This is a genomic window from Paenarthrobacter sp. 22069 (genome assembly GCF_052046035.1).
Lineage (GTDB): Bacteria > Actinomycetota > Actinomycetes > Actinomycetales > Micrococcaceae > Arthrobacter.
Genome location: NZ_JBQEQF010000011.1, coordinates 141580 through 156444 on the forward strand (window position 1 = coordinate 141580; position 14865 = coordinate 156444).

At 66.5% G+C, this 14865-nt stretch carries 18 protein-coding genes; 10 read left to right on the forward strand and 8 right to left on the reverse strand.

The window, feature by feature from the left end; all coding sequences use genetic code 11:
- Nucleotides 1–57: 57 nt before the first annotated feature.
- Genes ACTJK0_RS11110 through ACTJK0_RS11120 form a run of 3 tightly spaced genes read right to left on the reverse strand, consistent with a single transcriptional unit; the run spans nucleotide 58 to nucleotide 3446 of the window.
- Nucleotides 58–1353, reverse strand: a complete 1296-nt coding sequence (locus ACTJK0_RS11110; protein WP_110543811.1) for a hemolysin family protein — start codon at nucleotides 1351–1353, stop codon at nucleotides 58–60.
- Nucleotides 1354–1394: 41 nt separating this feature from the next.
- Entirely contained in the window at nucleotides 1395–2147 is a 753-nt protein-coding gene (locus tag ACTJK0_RS11115; protein ID WP_110543809.1) for a metalloregulator ArsR/SmtB family transcription factor, read from the reverse strand.
- Between the two features lie 48 nt (nucleotides 2148–2195).
- Nucleotides 2196–3446, reverse strand: coding sequence for a mechanosensitive ion channel family protein (locus ACTJK0_RS11120; RefSeq protein WP_440745200.1), 1251 nt, complete (start codon nucleotides 3444–3446; stop codon nucleotides 2196–2198).
- Nucleotides 3447–3768: 322 nt separating this feature from the next.
- On the opposite strand from ACTJK0_RS11120, the gene ACTJK0_RS11125 reads away from it, so the two are divergent.
- Complete coding sequence (locus tag ACTJK0_RS11125) at nucleotides 3769–4104, forward strand: cupin domain-containing protein (RefSeq protein ID WP_110543808.1); 336 nt, start codon at nucleotides 3769–3771, stop codon at nucleotides 4102–4104.
- Between the two features lie 14 nt (nucleotides 4105–4118).
- Here ACTJK0_RS11125 and ACTJK0_RS11130 read toward each other — a convergent pair whose 3' ends face one another.
- A complete protein-coding gene (locus ACTJK0_RS11130) occupies nucleotides 4119–5360 on the reverse strand; it encodes an MFS transporter (RefSeq protein WP_440745201.1) in 1242 nt (413 codons plus the stop codon).
- Nucleotides 5361–5621: 261 nt separating this feature from the next.
- Here ACTJK0_RS11130 and ACTJK0_RS11135 point away from each other — a divergent pair, with 261 nt between their 5' ends.
- The 6 genes from ACTJK0_RS11135 to ACTJK0_RS11160 all read left to right on the forward strand — a co-directional run bounded on the left by ACTJK0_RS11135 (nucleotide 5622) and on the right by ACTJK0_RS11160 (nucleotide 8966).
- The gene (locus ACTJK0_RS11135; RefSeq protein WP_440745202.1) at nucleotides 5622–6539 is read left to right on the forward strand and encodes a 2-hydroxyacid dehydrogenase; all 918 of its coding nucleotides are present in this window, start codon (nucleotides 5622–5624) and stop codon (nucleotides 6537–6539) included.
- A 31-nt stretch (nucleotides 6540–6570) separates the two neighbouring features.
- Complete coding sequence (locus ACTJK0_RS11140; RefSeq protein WP_440745203.1) at nucleotides 6571–7038, forward strand: SRPBCC family protein; 468 nt, start codon at nucleotides 6571–6573, stop codon at nucleotides 7036–7038.
- 10 nt (nucleotides 7039–7048) lie between these two features.
- Complete coding sequence (locus ACTJK0_RS11145; RefSeq protein ID WP_440745204.1) at nucleotides 7049–7393, forward strand: iron chaperone; 345 nt, start codon at nucleotides 7049–7051, stop codon at nucleotides 7391–7393.
- Nucleotides 7394–7537: 144 nt separating this feature from the next.
- The gene (locus ACTJK0_RS11150) at nucleotides 7538–7861 is read left to right on the forward strand and encodes a hypothetical protein (RefSeq protein ID WP_110544031.1); all 324 of its coding nucleotides are present in this window, start codon (nucleotides 7538–7540) and stop codon (nucleotides 7859–7861) included.
- A gap of 237 nt (nucleotides 7862–8098) precedes the next feature.
- Nucleotides 8099–8485 (forward strand): VOC family protein, encoded by a 387-nt coding sequence (locus tag ACTJK0_RS11155; RefSeq protein ID WP_110543799.1) that lies wholly within the window; start codon nucleotides 8099–8101, stop codon nucleotides 8483–8485.
- A gap of 136 nt (nucleotides 8486–8621) precedes the next feature.
- Nucleotides 8622–8966, forward strand: coding sequence for a cupin domain-containing protein (locus tag ACTJK0_RS11160; RefSeq protein WP_440745205.1), 345 nt, complete (start codon nucleotides 8622–8624; stop codon nucleotides 8964–8966).
- A gap of 22 nt (nucleotides 8967–8988) precedes the next feature.
- Here ACTJK0_RS11160 and ACTJK0_RS11165 read toward each other — a convergent pair whose 3' ends face one another.
- Nucleotides 8989–10245: an MFS transporter gene (locus ACTJK0_RS11165; RefSeq protein WP_440745206.1), complete on the reverse strand. Its 1257-nt coding sequence runs from the start codon at nucleotides 10243–10245 to the stop codon at nucleotides 8989–8991.
- Nucleotides 10242–10703, reverse strand: a complete 462-nt coding sequence (locus ACTJK0_RS11170) for a MarR family transcriptional regulator (RefSeq protein ID WP_110543794.1) — start codon at nucleotides 10701–10703, stop codon at nucleotides 10242–10244. Before ACTJK0_RS11170 ends, ACTJK0_RS11165 begins: the two co-directional genes overlap by 4 nt.
- 193 nt (nucleotides 10704–10896) lie before the next feature.
- On the opposite strand from ACTJK0_RS11170, the gene ACTJK0_RS11175 reads away from it, so the two are divergent.
- Nucleotides 10897–11499: an SOUL family heme-binding protein gene (locus ACTJK0_RS11175; protein ID WP_110543793.1), complete on the forward strand. Its 603-nt coding sequence runs from the start codon at nucleotides 10897–10899 to the stop codon at nucleotides 11497–11499.
- Nucleotides 11500–11527: 28 nt separating this feature from the next.
- On the opposite strand, the gene ACTJK0_RS11180 is transcribed toward ACTJK0_RS11175, so the two are convergent.
- On the reverse strand, nucleotides 11528–11920 hold the full coding sequence (locus tag ACTJK0_RS11180; RefSeq protein WP_440745207.1) for a VOC family protein: 393 nt from the start codon (nucleotides 11918–11920) through the stop codon (nucleotides 11528–11530).
- Between the two features lie 270 nt (nucleotides 11921–12190).
- On the opposite strand from ACTJK0_RS11180, the gene ACTJK0_RS11185 reads away from it, so the two are divergent.
- Both ACTJK0_RS11185 and ACTJK0_RS11190 read left to right on the forward strand, forming a co-directional pair.
- On the forward strand, nucleotides 12191–13579 hold the full coding sequence (locus ACTJK0_RS11185; protein WP_440745208.1) for a GmrSD restriction endonuclease domain-containing protein: 1389 nt from the start codon (nucleotides 12191–12193) through the stop codon (nucleotides 13577–13579).
- 67 nt (nucleotides 13580–13646) lie between these two features.
- Nucleotides 13647–14378: a PASTA domain-containing protein gene (locus ACTJK0_RS11190; protein ID WP_440745209.1), complete on the forward strand. Its 732-nt coding sequence runs from the start codon at nucleotides 13647–13649 to the stop codon at nucleotides 14376–14378.
- 236 nt (nucleotides 14379–14614) lie between these two features.
- Here ACTJK0_RS11190 and ACTJK0_RS11195 read toward each other — a convergent pair.
- Nucleotides 14615–14865: hypothetical protein (locus ACTJK0_RS11195; RefSeq protein WP_440745210.1), on the reverse strand; the 251-nt coding region annotated here is incomplete at its 5' end.

Sequence of the window (14865 nt, forward strand, 5' to 3'; positions counted from 1 at the left end):
GGGCACTGGGCGCAGCCAGGTGCTGACCGGTTGACGCCGGGTGCCGTCGTCGTACTCTTATGCTGGCCGGTCCGTGGCCGGGGTGACCCGGACCCGTGCTATCCGAAGCCTGTCCATGCTGAGGACCGTCAGCACGTAGCCCGGGACCTGCACGCGGTCGCCTGCCCGCGGAAGGCGCCCCAGCCGGTCCATGATGAAGCCGGCCACTGTTTCGTAGTGGCCCTCGGGCAGTTCTATTCCGGAGGCTGCCCTGAACTCCTGCAGGATCAAGCCGCCGTCCACGTCGATGGTTCCGTTGGCGATGCTGACGCGGTCCTCATGCTCGGCGCCGGTGTCGTACTCGTCGTAGATTTCGCCTACCAGTTCCTCCACCAGGTCCTCGAGCGTGACAACGCCGTCCGTGCCGCCGTATTCGTCCACCACCAGCGCGATGTGCTGGTTGACCTTGCGCATCCGGGACAGCGACGGCAGCACCCGGTTGGTGCCGGGCAGCGCCAGGATTTCCCTGGCAATCGTCCGCACCGGCCTCCGGTCCTGCGCTTCCTCGCTTGGCATCAGGTCGCGGATATGCACGAAACCCAGAACGTCGTCCGGACTCTTCCCGATGACGGGGAACCGCGAATACGGGCCGTCCCTGACCATGCTCCGGGCGTCGGCGATGGTCGTGGCGCCGTCGATGAACGTTACTTCCGTACGCGGGCGCATCACCTCCTGAAGCGTCCGGTCACCTGCGCCGAACACGTCGGACACGATGTTCCGGCTGCTTTCCTCCAGCAGTTCGCTTTCCGCCACCATGTCCCAGAGTTCTTCGGAGCTGATGCCCTCCCGCCTGGCTCGGGGATCGCCGCCGAGGAGCCGCACCACGGCGTCCGTCGAGACGGACAGGAGCCAGATGACCGGCCGCATCGCCCTTGAAAATGCAATCAGCGGCGGAGCCAGGATCCTGGTGAAGACCATCGGCCGCTGCAGCGCCAGCCGCTTCGGCGCCAGTTCACCCAGGACCAGGGACAGGTAGGCGACCAGCAGGGTCATGCCGATGAAAGCCACCGGCCCGGCCGCCGCGCCCAGCCCGGCGGCCTTGAGCAGGGGGACGACGCCGGGCGCGATCTCCGAGGCGCCGTAGGCCGCGGAGAAAAACCCGGCCAGGGTCACCCCGATCTGGACTGTGGAAAGGAACCGGTTGGGGTTGCGCGCCAGCTCGGCAGTCCGGACGCCGCCGGGGCCGGACTTCTCGATGCGGCGCACCTGGCTTTCCCGCAGGGACACCAAGGCCATCTCCGCTGCGGCGAACACCCCGCCGAGCAGCACGAAACCAAGAACCAAAGCGATGTTGACCACGGCGCCGCTGTCCATAGACATGACCTTACCGATCCGCGGACCGGTTGGCGCGTCGGCTAGGTATACATCAGCGAGCCCGGCGTGGTGAGCTTTTCGCCCGTCTCCAGCCACGTCTTCAGGCCGGAGAGGATCATCGGCCAGCCGCCGTACAGCTGCTCGTTGGCGCCCTCGCGCAGGTCGCTGTGCGTAACGGTGAGGTGGCACGAATCGCCCACCGGCTCGATCTCCCAGGTGATTTTCGAGGTGCCCTCGGCCTTGACGTCCTCGCCCCACAAGGCGCGCATGGTCTGTACCAGGCGGCGCGGCGGATCCACTTCAAGGTTCTCGCCCTCGCCCAGCAGGTCGCCGGCCTTGGGATTGCCCATTTCGAACCGGCCGCCGGGAACCCAGTCGGATTTCAGCGTGTTCCCGAACTGGTACTTGCTGCGGATCTCGCTGTCCGTGATGGCTTCCCAGAGCCGTTCCGGGGTGGTCTTGATGTAAATCTCGAAGATCTTTTCCATGGGACTTTCCAATCTGGATTTGAGGTCGCTGAGGGCAGCGGCCCATGGTTCTGCGTATTTGCTGACCCAGCGGTCGTGGACCAGGCGGATGGGAACCGGGTTCAGGAAATGCAGCTTTTCCCGGCCCCGACGGCGGGTGACCACCAGGCCTGCGTCCTCCAGGATGCGGAGGTGCTTGGCGATCCCGAAGCGGGTCATGTCGAAACGGGCCTCAAGGGCGCTCAGGGTTTGGCCGTCCTCGCGGAACAGCTCGTCGAGCAGGTCCCGCCGGGTGGGGTCGGAGAGTGCCTTGAACACGTCGTCCATGCGTCAATAATAGGTGACTAAAAGGTCACATATCAAGGGGTTGCCGGATCAGTTGTGCGCGGCCAGGTTCCTGTCGCGTTCCTCGAAGACTTCCTCGCCGGGTCCGGTGAAGGCCCGCGACCGCTCCACGGCCTCGATGGATCCGGTGAACAGCTGCGATTCGTGCGGGTCCGCTGGGGGACGGGCCCCGGCGGCCCCGGGCGAACCCAGCCCGCGCAGGGGTGCCCTGCGCCGGGTGGCCGTGCCGTCGTCGTTCGCTGGACTGCTGTCCGCTGCCTGCTCCCAGCGCTGATGCGGCAGTGCCTGCGGGTGGTTCTGCTGAAGGAACGTAACCATGGTTTCGCGGACCAGGCAGCGCAGGTCGAAGAGGGCGGCGCTGTCCGCGGCACTCACCAGGATCCGGACCCGGACAAAACCTCCCGTGGCGTCGGTGATCTGCAGGACCCCCACGCGCTCATCCCACAGTTCGGTGCCGGCCAGGACCCGGCGGAGCTCGGTGCGCATGTCCTCCACAGGGGCACGCCAGTCCAGGTCGAACTCCACGGTGCCCATCACCTCGGACTGGCGCCGCGTCCAGTTCTCGAAGGGGGTGGTGGTGAAGTAGGTGGAGGGCAGGATCAGGCGGCGGTCGTCCCAGAGATGCACCACCACGTAGGTGAGGGTGATTTCCTCAATCCGGCCCCATTCCTTCTGGACCACCACCACATCGTCCACGCGGATGGCATCGGTGAAGGCGAGCTGCATGCCGGCGAAGACGTTGACCAGGGACGTCTGCGCGGCGAGGCCGGCCACGATCGAGATCACGCCGGCGGAGGCAAGGAGCCCGGCGCCCAGAGCCTGAATGGCGGGGAAGGTCAGCATCGCGGTGCCGGCGGCGAGCACCACCACCAGTGCCACGGCGATCCGGCGGGCCAGGATCATCTGCGTCCGCAGCCGCCTTGCCCGCCGGTTGTCCGCCACGTCAACGCTGTGCCGGGTCAGCACCGCGGCTTCCACGATGAGGAGCACGGCGATGGCGAGCCAGGCCACCGCGCCAATGAGGGCAATGAGGAGGAGATGGTCGACGCCGGCATGCCAGGTTTCGCTTCCGGCGGTAAGGCCCAGCGCCGTGCGGACGCCCAGCAGGCACAGTGCCAGCCGCAGCGGCTGCCGGGCCACCCGGGAGGTGGCCTGCAGTTCCGGGCGTTTCCGGTTCAGCTTCAGGACGATCTTGCGGAGCAGCCAGGACAGTGCCAGTCCGGCCACCACCGCCAGGGCTGTGGCAATGAAGGGCAATGCGGGGTTCAGGACGTCGAGCATCCTTTAACGTCTATCAACTTCGGGCTGATGGGGCGAAGTTGACATGGTGCGTGATGTTGCGCGGCTTCATGCGCCCTGGCCGTGCATTCCGGCCCACGTACGGTGCCCGCAGGGCTGAAGCGGGTCTACAGCTCTGCGCAATAACGGGGTCCCTGCCTGATCGGAGGCTGGTGCGGGGAGGAGTAACCGGGCAGGGCTGCACACACCCCGTATCTCCCCACACGCTGCACGACCGCCTCAAATGGCTCTTCGCAAAAGTTGGGGCGGTGAAGCCGGGGCAAGTTGGTCGCCAGGATGACGGCCGCTGGGTAGCCTTGGGCGCATGCAGAAGATATCGATCGACGCACTGGCCCGGCAGCAGCTTGAGGCGGCCATCGGCTCCCCCAACGGCAGGGCTGCCGATACCGTGTACGGGGGCCACGAAAAGATCCTCCGGCAGACCGTCATGGCCATGACAGCAGGAACCCAGCTAAGCGAGCACCAGAACCCCGGCGACGCGACCGTCTTTGTGATCAAGGGCTGCGTCAGCCTGCGCGCCGGCGGCGAATCCTGGCAGGGCAAGGCCGGCGACCTGCTGATCGTTCCGCCCGGCCTGCACAGCCTTCACGCCGATGAGGACTCTACGTTCCTGTTCACGGTAGCCAAGTATCGGGACTGACCCGGACCACGCGGTCAAACCCGACCCGTGACGCTGTCCTTCACCGGCCGCGGCTCCAGCCAGATCCGTTCCCGTGGCCCTGGCGGGTAGGCGTAGCGCTTCCCTGCGAGGGTGATCACCAGGGCCGCAAGCACGGGCACCGCGGCAGCCACCGGCACCAGCAGCGGACCGCCCACCACCAGCGCGGCTGAACCGTAAAGGGCACCAATGGTGATGCCCAGCTGGATGGTCAGCACGGTCAGCCCGTTGGCGGCCTCGCTGTATTCGCCGCCGGCCCGCAGGATGGCCGACTGGTTGTAGATGCCGATGGCACCCAAGCCTGCTCCCCACGTGGCCATGAGCACCAGGGCCAGCGGAAGGTTGCCCACCGCAAAAGGCAGGAAGACCATCGATGCCGCGATGGCCGCCGTCGTGATCAGCAGCGACCGGCGCGGACGCGAATCAACGGTGAGGCCGGCAATCCAAATACCCAGGAGGCCGGAGCCGCCCAGCACGGTGAGGGAGAGACTGATGGCATAGTCGGGCAGGGCCGCCTCGCGGATGAACGGTGCAATGTAGGTGAAGAGAGCGAAGTGTGCCAGCACCAGCAGCGGCCAGGCCGTGGCTACGGACTTCACGCCCGGCTGGCCGATGGCCTTGCGCAGGGACGGCCGGGCCGCGCCGCTGATGCGGCGGACGCGGGGGAGCAGGCAAAACGCCAGGATTGTCAGGACCACGCCAAAGCCGGCAAGCACCAGGAACGCGGCACGCCAGCCAAGGAACCCGCCCAGGGCCGTGCCCACCGGCGCGCCGATGGCCAGGCCCAGGCTGTTGCCGCTGAACACGATCGCCAGGGCTTTGCCCACCTTGTCGGCAGGAACCACGCGGGAGACGAAGGGCGCCATGGTGGTCCACAGCAGTCCATGGGCCAGGCCACCCACCAACCTGGCAATCATTGCGGCGGTGAAATCCGGAGCCAGCCCCACCATCGCGTTGCTGAGTGCGAAGGTCAGGACCAGCCCCACCAGGAGGGCGTGGCGCGGGATCTTCCCCAGCAGCCGCGCCGCCGGAACCACGGTGACAACGATGACGGCGGCGTAGGCGGCGGCAAGGTAGCCGGCCACTGGTTCGGACACTCCCAGACCCGTGCTGATCTGCGGCAGCAGGCCGGACGGGAGGAGCTCGGTGGTGATGGCGGTAAAGGCGATGGTGGCAAGGACCACCATCGCGGCGTAGGGAAAACGGGCAGGTTCCGGCGCAGGGATCGCGGAAGACATGGGGGAGTGATCCATTCAAGGGAGGGGGGATGGAACGCGGCTCGGCTCACCGGACAATTCCTCCATTAAATTTACAGGATCAGCAGCGGTGTCATGGATGTGACAGACCGGCTTCCTGTGTCGAAGAATCGCCCCTGCGCAGGGCAGCCGGTAGGTTGGTCATGACCCGTACCAGCCCGCCTTTTCCCCTGACGGGCCCGGAGTGCCTGGAGGCCAGATGAATGCTTTCACCCTTGCAGACCGACCCTGGATGGTGGCCCCATGACCGCCCGTCTCCGCGTGTGCCTGCCCGGGCAGGACCTGCTGGACGCACTCGCCCCCATGGACGGCGTCGACTTCGTCGTGTGGGACCTGGCCGGGCCCCCGCCGGAGGGCCGGCTGGACCTGCTGGTTCCCGGCTACATGGGTAAACCGACGGCGCTCGCTGCGCTCAAGGGCGTGGACGTGGGACTGGTGCAAAGCCAGTCGATCGGGTACGACGGCGTCGCCGCGGTTCTGCCCGCAGGCGTCACCTTTGCCAACGCTGCCGGAGTCCACGAGACCTCCACGGCCGAGCTCGCGGTGGGCATGATGGTCGCCTCGCAGCGCGGCATCCCTGACTTCGTCCGGAACCAGCAGACCGGAACCTGGGACAACAGCCCGCGCCCCAGCCTGGCTGACCGGCGTGTGCTGCTGGTGGGTTACGGGGGAGTGGGCAAGGCCATCGAGGCCCGGCTGCTGCCGTTTGAAACTGAGCTCACCCGGATCGCCAGCCGGGCCCGCGAAGATGGCCGCGGACCCATCCACGGTATCGACTCGCTGTATGAGCAGTTGCCGCTGCACGAAATTGTGGTGGTCAGCGTTCCACTCAGCGGGCAGACCGAGCGGCTGGTGGACGCCAAGTTCCTCGCCGCCATGCCCGACGGGGCCCTGCTGGTCAATGTCGCCCGGGGCCCGGTGGCGGACACGGACGCTTTGCTGGCCGAGACCTCAAGCGGCCGGCTGCGCGCCGCCCTGGACGTGACCGACCCGGAACCGCTGCCGGCAGGCCACCCCCTGTGGACCACCCCCGGGGTGCTCATCACCCCGCATGTGGGCGGGGCCAGCTCGGCCATGTTCCCCCGGATGGTGCGGCTGCTCAGGAAGCAGATCGGGCTCCTGCTCGACGGCAAAGACCCGGTGAACGTGGTCCTCCCTTAACGGCAGCCGTCCCGGCGCCTATGCTTGGCCCATGTCCGCATTCGAAGTCCGCCGCAGCGCGGTCATCCCTGCCTCCCCGGAAGAGATCTTCCCCCTGGTTAACAGCTTCCACGAGTGGACCGCCTGGTCGCCATGGGAATCAGTCGATCCCGGCATGAGCCGCCGCTACTTCGGCAATGATGCCGGCGAAGGGGCGGGCTACGAGTGGAGCGGAAACCGCAGGGCGGGCAGCGGGACCATGCAGATCACCGAGTCCGTACCGTCCAGCTCCATCGGCATCCGGCTGGAGTTCACCAGGCCCTTTAAGGCGCTGAACCCCACCACCTTCACCTTTGTACCCGCGCCGGGCGGGACCGAGGTGACGTGGCGGATGACCGGTGAAAACAAAGGCCTCGGGAGGGTGTTCGCCTTGTTCATGAACATGGACAAGCTGGTGGGTGGCGACTTCGAGCGCGGGCTGAAGGCCCTGGCATCCACCGTTGCGGCAAGGAAGAGCTGAGGCCTGGACCGTGGGCGTCGTCGACGACTCGCTGGCAGAGGCCGGCGACCGGGACCGTGGTTGCCTCCAGCATGTGGTGGAGCTTGCCCGTTCCCTGGCCCCCGATGCCACGGAGGGCATGAGCTACGGGATGCCTGCTTTGAAACTGGACGGCAAACCGCTCCTGGCCGCCGTTCCCGCGGCGAAGCACCTCTCGATCTTCCCGTTCTCCTCCGCCGTTGTGGAGGCGGTGGCCGGCCGGCTGGAGGGATATTCCCTGTCGAAGGGCACCATCCGCTTTACTGTGGACCGCCCCGTTCCGGACGACGTGCTGGAAGACATCGTCCGGCTCCGGATGGCGGAAATCCGGAAGTAAGCCAGGGAACACACGCAGGCCAGGGCCACAGGGCAGGCAAGGCCCGACGGCGGTACGCCGCGGGCCGCCCGGCGGGCCGGTCCTTCGCGAGCGGCGGGACCAATGGTCCTTACCGGCAGGCATGCAGGTGCCTACCCTGAAGCCATGGCTGACACACTTGCAAACCTGGCGGATTCCTTCAAGAACATGGGCGTTTCCCGCGCGTACGGCACGCCGGTGAACATTGGCGGGGAGGAGATTGTGCCGGTGGCGCTCGTGTCCTTCGGCTTCGGCGGCGGCACGGAATCCGATCAGGGTGCGTCCGGCGGCGGGGGCGGCGGCTTTGTGGTGCCCCTGGGGGTGTACAGGACAGTCAATGGCCGGGCGGCTTTCCGTCCCAATACGATTGCCACCCTGGTGTGCCTGATTCCCCTGGTGACTGCTGCCGGTGCCGCCATCCGCAAAACCCTCCGGGCGGCCCGGAAATAAGGTGCCCGCACGGGCCGGATTCCGCGAAAAAATCCCCTATTTCGCCGCGGATCATTCGGCTCCATAATGGCCTCGTAGACTTCGGGAACCTCCCGCCGCTGTGCTGTGCCACGGCGGACCAGGGGTTCCAGGCGGCCGCCCCGGCAATCGGCGGGAAGGACGGCCACGAGGCCCGGCGGGGGACGGCCGGACTGTTTCAGGGGGAGAGCAACGCCATCAAGCACAAGGAGATTCGTCATGCTCAAAGATATGGAAGTCATGGCTGTGCTGCCGGCCAAGGACATCGACCGGGCGCGGGAGTTTTACCGGGACAAGCTGGGGTTCGAGCCCGAGCGGACGATGGCTGACGGCGGCCTTGTCTACCGGTGCGGGAAGGGGACATCGTTCCTGATCTACCAGACGGACAACGCCGGTTCGGCCAAGAACACGCAGATCGGCTGGGCCACCGATGACGTTCAGCGGGACGTGGAGGAACTCCGCGCCCGGGGCGTGGTTTTCGAGGACTACGACATGCCTGGGTTGAAGACCGAGAACGGCATCGCAACGATGGAGGGCTACGGCCAGGCGGCCTGGTTCCTGGACAGCGAGGGAAACATCCTGAACATTTCTTCGATTCCGTCTTGACGGTCACGGCCTGCAGACGCAGGCTCTGAGGAACAAGGACGACGCCGGCACTCACCACCCAAAGCACCCGTCACCCGGGTGCGCTGGAGCGGCGGGCCGGCGCCGCCGTCGTAAGTGTCCAACCGAAAGGGAAGCGATGGGCGTGGAGAAAGCGGAACAGGAGACGAAGGGGGTCACCGTGGAATTGCTGGCGACGGTGGACCTCGCCGGCGAGATCGACGGCATGGAGGGCCGGCAACTGCGGATGCGGATGGTGACCATCGAACCCGGCGGAGTGTTCGGGCCCCTTCATGATCACGCAGGACGGCCCGGAACGGTGTACATCCTGCAGGGAACCATCACTGACCACCGGGACGGCGTGGCCACCGAATACGGGCCGGGAGTGGGATGGCCGGAGGACCGGAACACCAACCACTGGCTGGAGAACCGGGGACCGGTCCCGGCCGTGGAGATCTCGGTGGACATCGTCAGCAGCCGGTAGCCGCGCCCAACCGTCCGGCCTTTCACACCGCGGGTTCGCGCCTGCCCAGTGCGATCCGGAGCGCGCCGCGGAGGGTGAGCCGGTTCCGCCTGGTGACCGCGATGACGGCCGCCACCCCAGCCAGCAGCACTACGGCGCCGCCGGCCGCAACCGCCCAGCGGGCGCCGAACTCGCTGCCGATCCATCCCACCAGCGGCGAGCCGACGGCTGTCCCGCCCTGCAGGATGGCCAGGTACAAGGCCAGCACGCGGCCGCGGAACTGCGGCTCCACCGAGAGCTGGATGCTCGTGTTGCAGCTGTTGAGGAATGTGATGGAAGCCAGGCCGACCGGAATCAGGACGGCGGCGTAGACCCAGAACGTCGGCGCGATGCTGCCCAGGATCGTAAAGATTCCCAGGCCCAGGGCCCCGCCCAGCAGGAACCTCAGTCGCGGGCCGGAACGGCGTGCTGCTAAGAGGGCCCCTGCCAGCGTGCCCACCGCCATGATCGATCCCAGGAGCCCGAATTCGCTTGGCCCCATGCTGAATTCGGTGGTAGCCATCAGCGAATTAATTACAGGGAAGTTCATGCCAAACGCACCCAGGATGCCCACCAGGACCATGATCAGCATCAGGTCGGGCCGGCCGCGGACGTAGCGGATGCCTTCGGCCACCTGGTGTTTGTTCCGCTCACCCTTAGCCGCCGGGGTGGCCTGGATGATCCGGATCCTGAACAGCGAGACCAGGACGGCGGCGAAGCTTGCGGCATTGAGCAGGAACACGGGTCCGGTCCCCACCCAGGCGATCAGGACACCGGCGATGGCGGGGCCGGTGAGCCGTGCGGTGTTGAAGGAGGCGGAGTTCAGCGCCACAGCGTTTGCGATGTTGTCCTGGCCCACAAGTTCGGACACAAAGGCCTGCCGTGCGGGGGCATCTACGGCGCTTGCTACCCCGAGGCAGAACGCGGCCACGTAGGCGTGCCACAGCTGGGCGGTGCCGGTGACCGCCAGGAGGCCGATGGCCAGTGCGGTGAAACCCATGGCCAGCTGCGTCCACATGAGGATGATCCGCTTCCGGTAGCGGTCGGCGAGCACGCCGCCATAGGGGCCGAACAGCAGCATGGGCAGGAACTGCAGCCCCGTGGTGAGTCCGACGGCGGCACCGGAGTGGTCGGTGAGGACGGTCAAGACCAACCAGTCCTGGGCAACACGCTGCATCCAGGTGCCGATATTGGAGACGATCGCACCGCTGGCCCAGATGCGGTAGTTGGGGTTTTCGAGGGCCCGGAACATTGCGCTCATTTGCCGCTCATTTCCTGCATGATGCGGGCCGCCCTGCTCAGGATGAGCCGGTCTTCCTCGCTGAGCCCGGCCACGCGGTGGGCCAGCCAGGCTGTCCGCTGGCTCCGCGCCTCCGCAAGAACCTGCCTGCCGGCGTCGGTGATGTCCACGCGGACCTGCCGGCCGTCGTCGGGATGTGCTGACCTGGTGACGAACCCCTGGTCGGCGAGGGCGTTGACGATCCTGGTCATGGACGGCGCCTGCACGTGTTCGCTCTCTGCCAGCGCGCGCAGGGTACTGGGGCCGCTGCCGTGGAGCAGGGCGAGGACGGTGTACTGCCCTGGGGTGATGACGTCGCCGGTGGCCTCGACGCGGAGCCGGCGCGATGTACGCATGACGGCGGTCCGAAGATCAATGGCCAGGGCATCAGGGGCCGTGGGTTCTGCGGTTGCCTGGTTTTTGGTTTGGGTGAGGGACATGTATTCGGGTGCGCCTCCTGCTGGCAGTCCTTAGCTATGCTAATTAGTTCTGCTAACTATTATGGTCCGCATGGTTGCCCGTGGCAACGGTGCCCGGTGTGGGCTTGCTGACAGGCTTCAACAGCGCTGGGGAACTGGCACCCTCCGGCGCGCCTAGCCGCTGCGACCTCTTCGGCGTAGGCTCTGCTGGACTATGACCGAACAGCAGCCCTATCAGGTGATCCGGCAATACCCGCATTTCGAGCTGCGCCGGTATCCGGACTATGTGGTGGCCGAAGTGACAGTGGCGGCGGATTTTGACCGCGCAGGCAATGCCGCCTTCCGGTATCTCTTCAACTACATCAGCGGCAACAACACAGCGCGTCAAAAGATCGCCATGACCGCGCCGGTGATCCAGGAACTGGGGCCGCAGAAGCTGGCCATGACCACCCCGGTGCTGCAAAGCGGCCCCACGCCCTCCGACGGGAAGCCTGGCGAATACACCGTAGCTTTCGTCCTGCCGGCCGGCGTTACCGCTGAAGATGCCCCGGTGCCCACCGATCCAAAGGTCAAGGTGCGCGCGGTGCCGGGTTCCCTTGCGGCAGTGCTGCACTTTTCCGGCAGTGGTTCCGCGACCGCTTTCGAGCGGCGGAACGCAGGGCTGCAGGCGGCACTCACCCTGGCCGGCCTGACCCCTGTGGGTCCGCCCCGGTTCGCCCGCTTCGATCCGCCGTTCAAGCCATGGTTCCTGCGGCGCAATGAAGTGGTTCAGGACGTGCAGGAGCCCCCGGCGGACGGGGCAACTGCCCGTTCCTGAGCAGATGCAGTCCTACTGCGTGCCCGGCCTATGAGGCGTGTGCGTCCCGGACAGCTGGGGGAGTCTGGCCCTGCATGACCCAACGGTTGCCGTCCGGGTCGCTGAAGTAGGCAAACAGGACACCGCCCAGGTCCTGGACCTCGCTGACGTCCGCACCACGCCGCACCAGCTCGGCGCGGACCTCGCTGATATCCGGAACCACCAGCTGCAGTCCCTCCAGGCTGCCCGGCACCATGCTGGTCATCCCGGTGCCGATCACCACCGACGCTGCCGAACCCGGGGGAGTTAACTGGACCACACGCATCCCCGGGATGTGCTCCACATCGTGATCCAGGACGAAGCCCAGCTTCTCGGTATAGAAGGCTTTGGCCGTATCGACATCGGACACCGGGACCTGGACAACCTCAAGGCGCATCTGCATGCGGGCCACTCTATCTGCGGCCGGCAGGGGTGGGAACAGGAGTCCGGACGGCGGCCAACAGGGCTGGCATTGTGAAGCCGTCATGAGCCATTGCGACGGGTTGGATCAAGAAACGCTCAAGACTGGCTGAAGGTTTGCTGAGGAACAGGAGACTTTCCGTTTCCGGACTGAGGCCGGGCATAGGCTCAGGCCCGATGACTTTGCCAGGGTTCAGCAGCGGGCCCGGCACATGCTGGGCCAGCGTTCGCGGCCCTCACAAATGGGGAAACAATGTCCGACCACGGAACCCGTTTCGGGCTCAACCATTCCACCGCTGCTGCACAGAATCCTCCAGGGAAACCTCGCGCTTCAACATTCATCGTTGGGATTCTCACCGCCCTGTTCATGTTCATAGGAGCATTGAGCGGCGGAATCGGGGGCGCCCTGATCTTCCTGGGCATCTCGGCCGCACTTACCGGGCTGTACGTCCTCCTTACCGGGCGCCGCTCCTGGGCCTGGCTGCCGGCCAAACGCAAGGCCGGCGCCGTCGTGATCGCCGCGTCCCTGGCGCTCTTCATCGGTGCCGCCGCAGCACTGCCACACGTAGCCAGGGCTGACCTCGAGGCTGCCTCCTCGGAGGGCAAAGCCGCCGCGGCAGCCAGCCCAACCGCCATAGCCAAACCCTCGCCGTCGTCCTCGCCCTCTCCCACCTCCACGGCCACGGAGACCGGGGAGCCCTTGGACCCGGACAACACCTACGTTCTGGCTGCCGGCGTTACCGCCACGGCACCCAACGCACAGCCGGCCTACGCAACCAAGGCGCTCGACCTGCTGGCCACCCTCCCCATCAAGGGCCGTGCGCCGAAGACCGGGTATGACCGGGCGCAGTTCGGCCAGGCATGGGCAGACGTGGACCGGAACGGCTGCGACACCCGCAACGACATCCTCAAGCGCGACCTGACCGGCGTCACGTACACGAACAGCGTGCCCTGCAAGGTGCAGTCTGGGACCCTGGCGGACCCCTACACGGGGACCAGCATCAACTTTGTCCGCGGGGCGGCCACCAGCAGCGCGGTGCAGATCGACCACGTGGTGGCGCTCAGCGATGCCTGGCAGAAAGGCGCACAGCAGTTGACGCTGGAGCAGCGGACAGCACTGGCAAATGATCCGCTGAACCTTCAGGCGACGGACGGGCCCACCAACCAGCAAAAGGGCGACGGCGATGCGGCCACGTGGTTGCCGCCGAACAAAGGCTTCCGGTGCGAGTACGTGGCACGCCAGGTCTCCGTGAAGGCCACCTACGGACTCTGGGTCACGCAGGCAGAGCACGACGCGATGGCGCGGATCTTTGGCGACTGCAGCGGGCAGTTGGCACCGACCAACCAGCAAGCGCCCGTCGCTGTGGCTCCGGCACCCGCGGCTCCGGCACCTGCCGCCGTTGCGCCGGCTCCGGCGGCCCCGGCCCCCGCACCTGTTGCACCTGCGCCTGCTCCTGTTGCGCCGGCACCTGCGCCCGTTGCACCGGCTCCCGCGCCCGTTGCACCGGCTCCCGCGCCCGCCGCCGTCTACTACGCCAACTGCACGGCGGCGAGGGCGGCTGGCGCCGCTCCCATCTACGCCGGCCAGGCCGGGTACCGCCCTGCCCTGGACCGGGACTCGGACGGCATCGCCTGCGAGTAGGCACCGTCTTGCCCGGATAGTCCGGGACCACTTTTTACCACCATCACACGCATACCCAGGGGGAAAAATGAACGAAACCACTGTTTTAGCGGCGGGCAGGATGAAGGCGTCGCTGGCTCTGATTGTGCTGACCGGGCTCATGCTGACCGGTTGCGGCGGCAAGCAGGCCGCCCCTCAGGCCCCACCCACGGCAACCGCAACTGCAGTAGCGCAAACAACGGAGAGCGTCACCGTTCCGGCTGTGATGAACCTGACGTTGGACAAGGCCACGGACCAGCTGAAAAAGCTCGGGTTTACGGTTGAGGCCGCGGACACCGCCCACGGCAAGCCGATCATCCTCGAGAAGAACTGGCAGGTGACCACCCAGGACCCCGGCAACGGGGCGCAGGCGGCCAAGGGTTCAACCGTCCACCTCGGTGTCAAGAACCTCGATGACGCGGCTGCGGAGAAGGCAGCCGCGGATAAGGCGGCAGCCGAGAAGGCCGCGGCAGAGCAGGCGGCTGCGGCAGCCAAGGCTGCCGCCGACAAGGCTGCAGCGGACAAGGCCGCAGCCGACAAGGCTGCAGCTGATCAGGCTTCAGCGGCGAAGGCTGCGGCCGACCAGGCTGCTGCTGATCAAGCGGCTGCCGCCAAAGCCGCAGCCGACCAGGCGGCCGCAGCCGCGGCCCAGGCCCCCGCACCCGCTCCTGCGCCCGGGGGCGGCGCGACTGCCTTGTGCGTGGATGGCTCCTTGTCCTATTCCGCAACGCATCAAGGGACATGCTCGCACCATAAGGGCGTTGCTGTCTGGTACAAGTAAAGAGGTGTGCAAGAAGGCCTGTTAACCAAATAGCAGGCCTTCTTGCGTCTCAGGTTTGATGAAGAGGACGATCCTCGGTTGCGGTGACATTGCGTTCTTGTCGGCGGAGCGCCCTAGAGTCGCCACGCTGTGAACGGATCTGAGGAACGTGTGCCGGAGCCCACACAACGAAATCACGACGAGGGACAAGCGCCAGGGCGCATGACCGGCCCCTCCTGCCCTGGAATTCCGCGGATTTACCTCACGTAGAGGCGCGATTTGCGGTGGGGGGTGTGTGCGGGTATTGTTTTCTGAGTCGCCGCCGCTGAAGCGGAAAGATAGCGGCCAACCCCCCAATTCAAAGCCTGTTTCTGGTTGCTCTTTAGGGCGCTGAAAATTGGTATGGGGTGGTCTTCAATTTCGGTGTGGGTCCTGGAAGATGGATTTGCTTCGGGGGTGGGGATCGGGTAAGTTTGAAAAGTTGCTCCGGAGCGATCCTGAACGTTGG

Excerpts from the sequence above, each read along its gene's own strand:
- ACTJK0_RS11110 (WP_110543811.1), bottom strand. The coding sequence starts at position 1,353 with ATGGACAGCGGCGCCGTGGTCAACATCGCTTTGGTTCTTGGTTTCGTG.
- ACTJK0_RS11140 (WP_440745203.1), top strand. The coding sequence starts at position 6,571 with ATGTCCGCATTCGAAGTCCGCCGCAGCGCGGTCATCCCTGCCTCCCCG.
- ACTJK0_RS11150 (WP_110544031.1), top strand. The coding sequence starts at position 7,538 with ATGGCTGACACACTTGCAAACCTGGCGGATTCCTTCAAGAACATGGGC.
- ACTJK0_RS11155 (WP_110543799.1), top strand. The coding sequence starts at position 8,099 with ATGCTCAAAGATATGGAAGTCATGGCTGTGCTGCCGGCCAAGGACATC.
- ACTJK0_RS11135 (WP_440745202.1), top strand. The coding sequence starts at position 5,622 with ATGACCGCCCGTCTCCGCGTGTGCCTGCCCGGGCAGGACCTGCTGGAC.
- ACTJK0_RS11170 (WP_110543794.1), bottom strand. The coding sequence starts at position 10,703 with ATGTCCCTCACCCAAACCAAAAACCAGGCAACCGCAGAACCCACGGCC.
- ACTJK0_RS11165 (WP_440745206.1), bottom strand. The coding sequence starts at position 10,245 with ATGAGCGCAATGTTCCGGGCCCTCGAAAACCCCAACTACCGCATCTGG.
- ACTJK0_RS11115 (WP_110543809.1), bottom strand. The coding sequence starts at position 2,147 with ATGGACGACGTGTTCAAGGCACTCTCCGACCCCACCCGGCGGGACCTG.
- ACTJK0_RS11175 (WP_110543793.1), top strand. The coding sequence starts at position 10,897 with ATGACCGAACAGCAGCCCTATCAGGTGATCCGGCAATACCCGCATTTC.
- ACTJK0_RS11125 (WP_110543808.1), top strand. The coding sequence starts at position 3,769 with ATGCAGAAGATATCGATCGACGCACTGGCCCGGCAGCAGCTTGAGGCG.
- ACTJK0_RS11120 (WP_440745200.1), bottom strand. The coding sequence starts at position 3,446 with ATGCTCGACGTCCTGAACCCCGCATTGCCCTTCATTGCCACAGCCCTG.
- ACTJK0_RS11185 (WP_440745208.1), top strand. The coding sequence starts at position 12,191 with ATGTCCGACCACGGAACCCGTTTCGGGCTCAACCATTCCACCGCTGCT.
- ACTJK0_RS11130 (WP_440745201.1), bottom strand. The coding sequence starts at position 5,360 with ATGTCTTCCGCGATCCCTGCGCCGGAACCTGCCCGTTTTCCCTACGCC.
- ACTJK0_RS11190 (WP_440745209.1), top strand. The coding sequence starts at position 13,647 with ATGAACGAAACCACTGTTTTAGCGGCGGGCAGGATGAAGGCGTCGCTG.
- ACTJK0_RS11160 (WP_440745205.1), top strand. The coding sequence starts at position 8,622 with ATGGGCGTGGAGAAAGCGGAACAGGAGACGAAGGGGGTCACCGTGGAA.
- ACTJK0_RS11180 (WP_440745207.1), bottom strand. The coding sequence starts at position 11,920 with ATGCAGATGCGCCTTGAGGTTGTCCAGGTCCCGGTGTCCGATGTCGAT.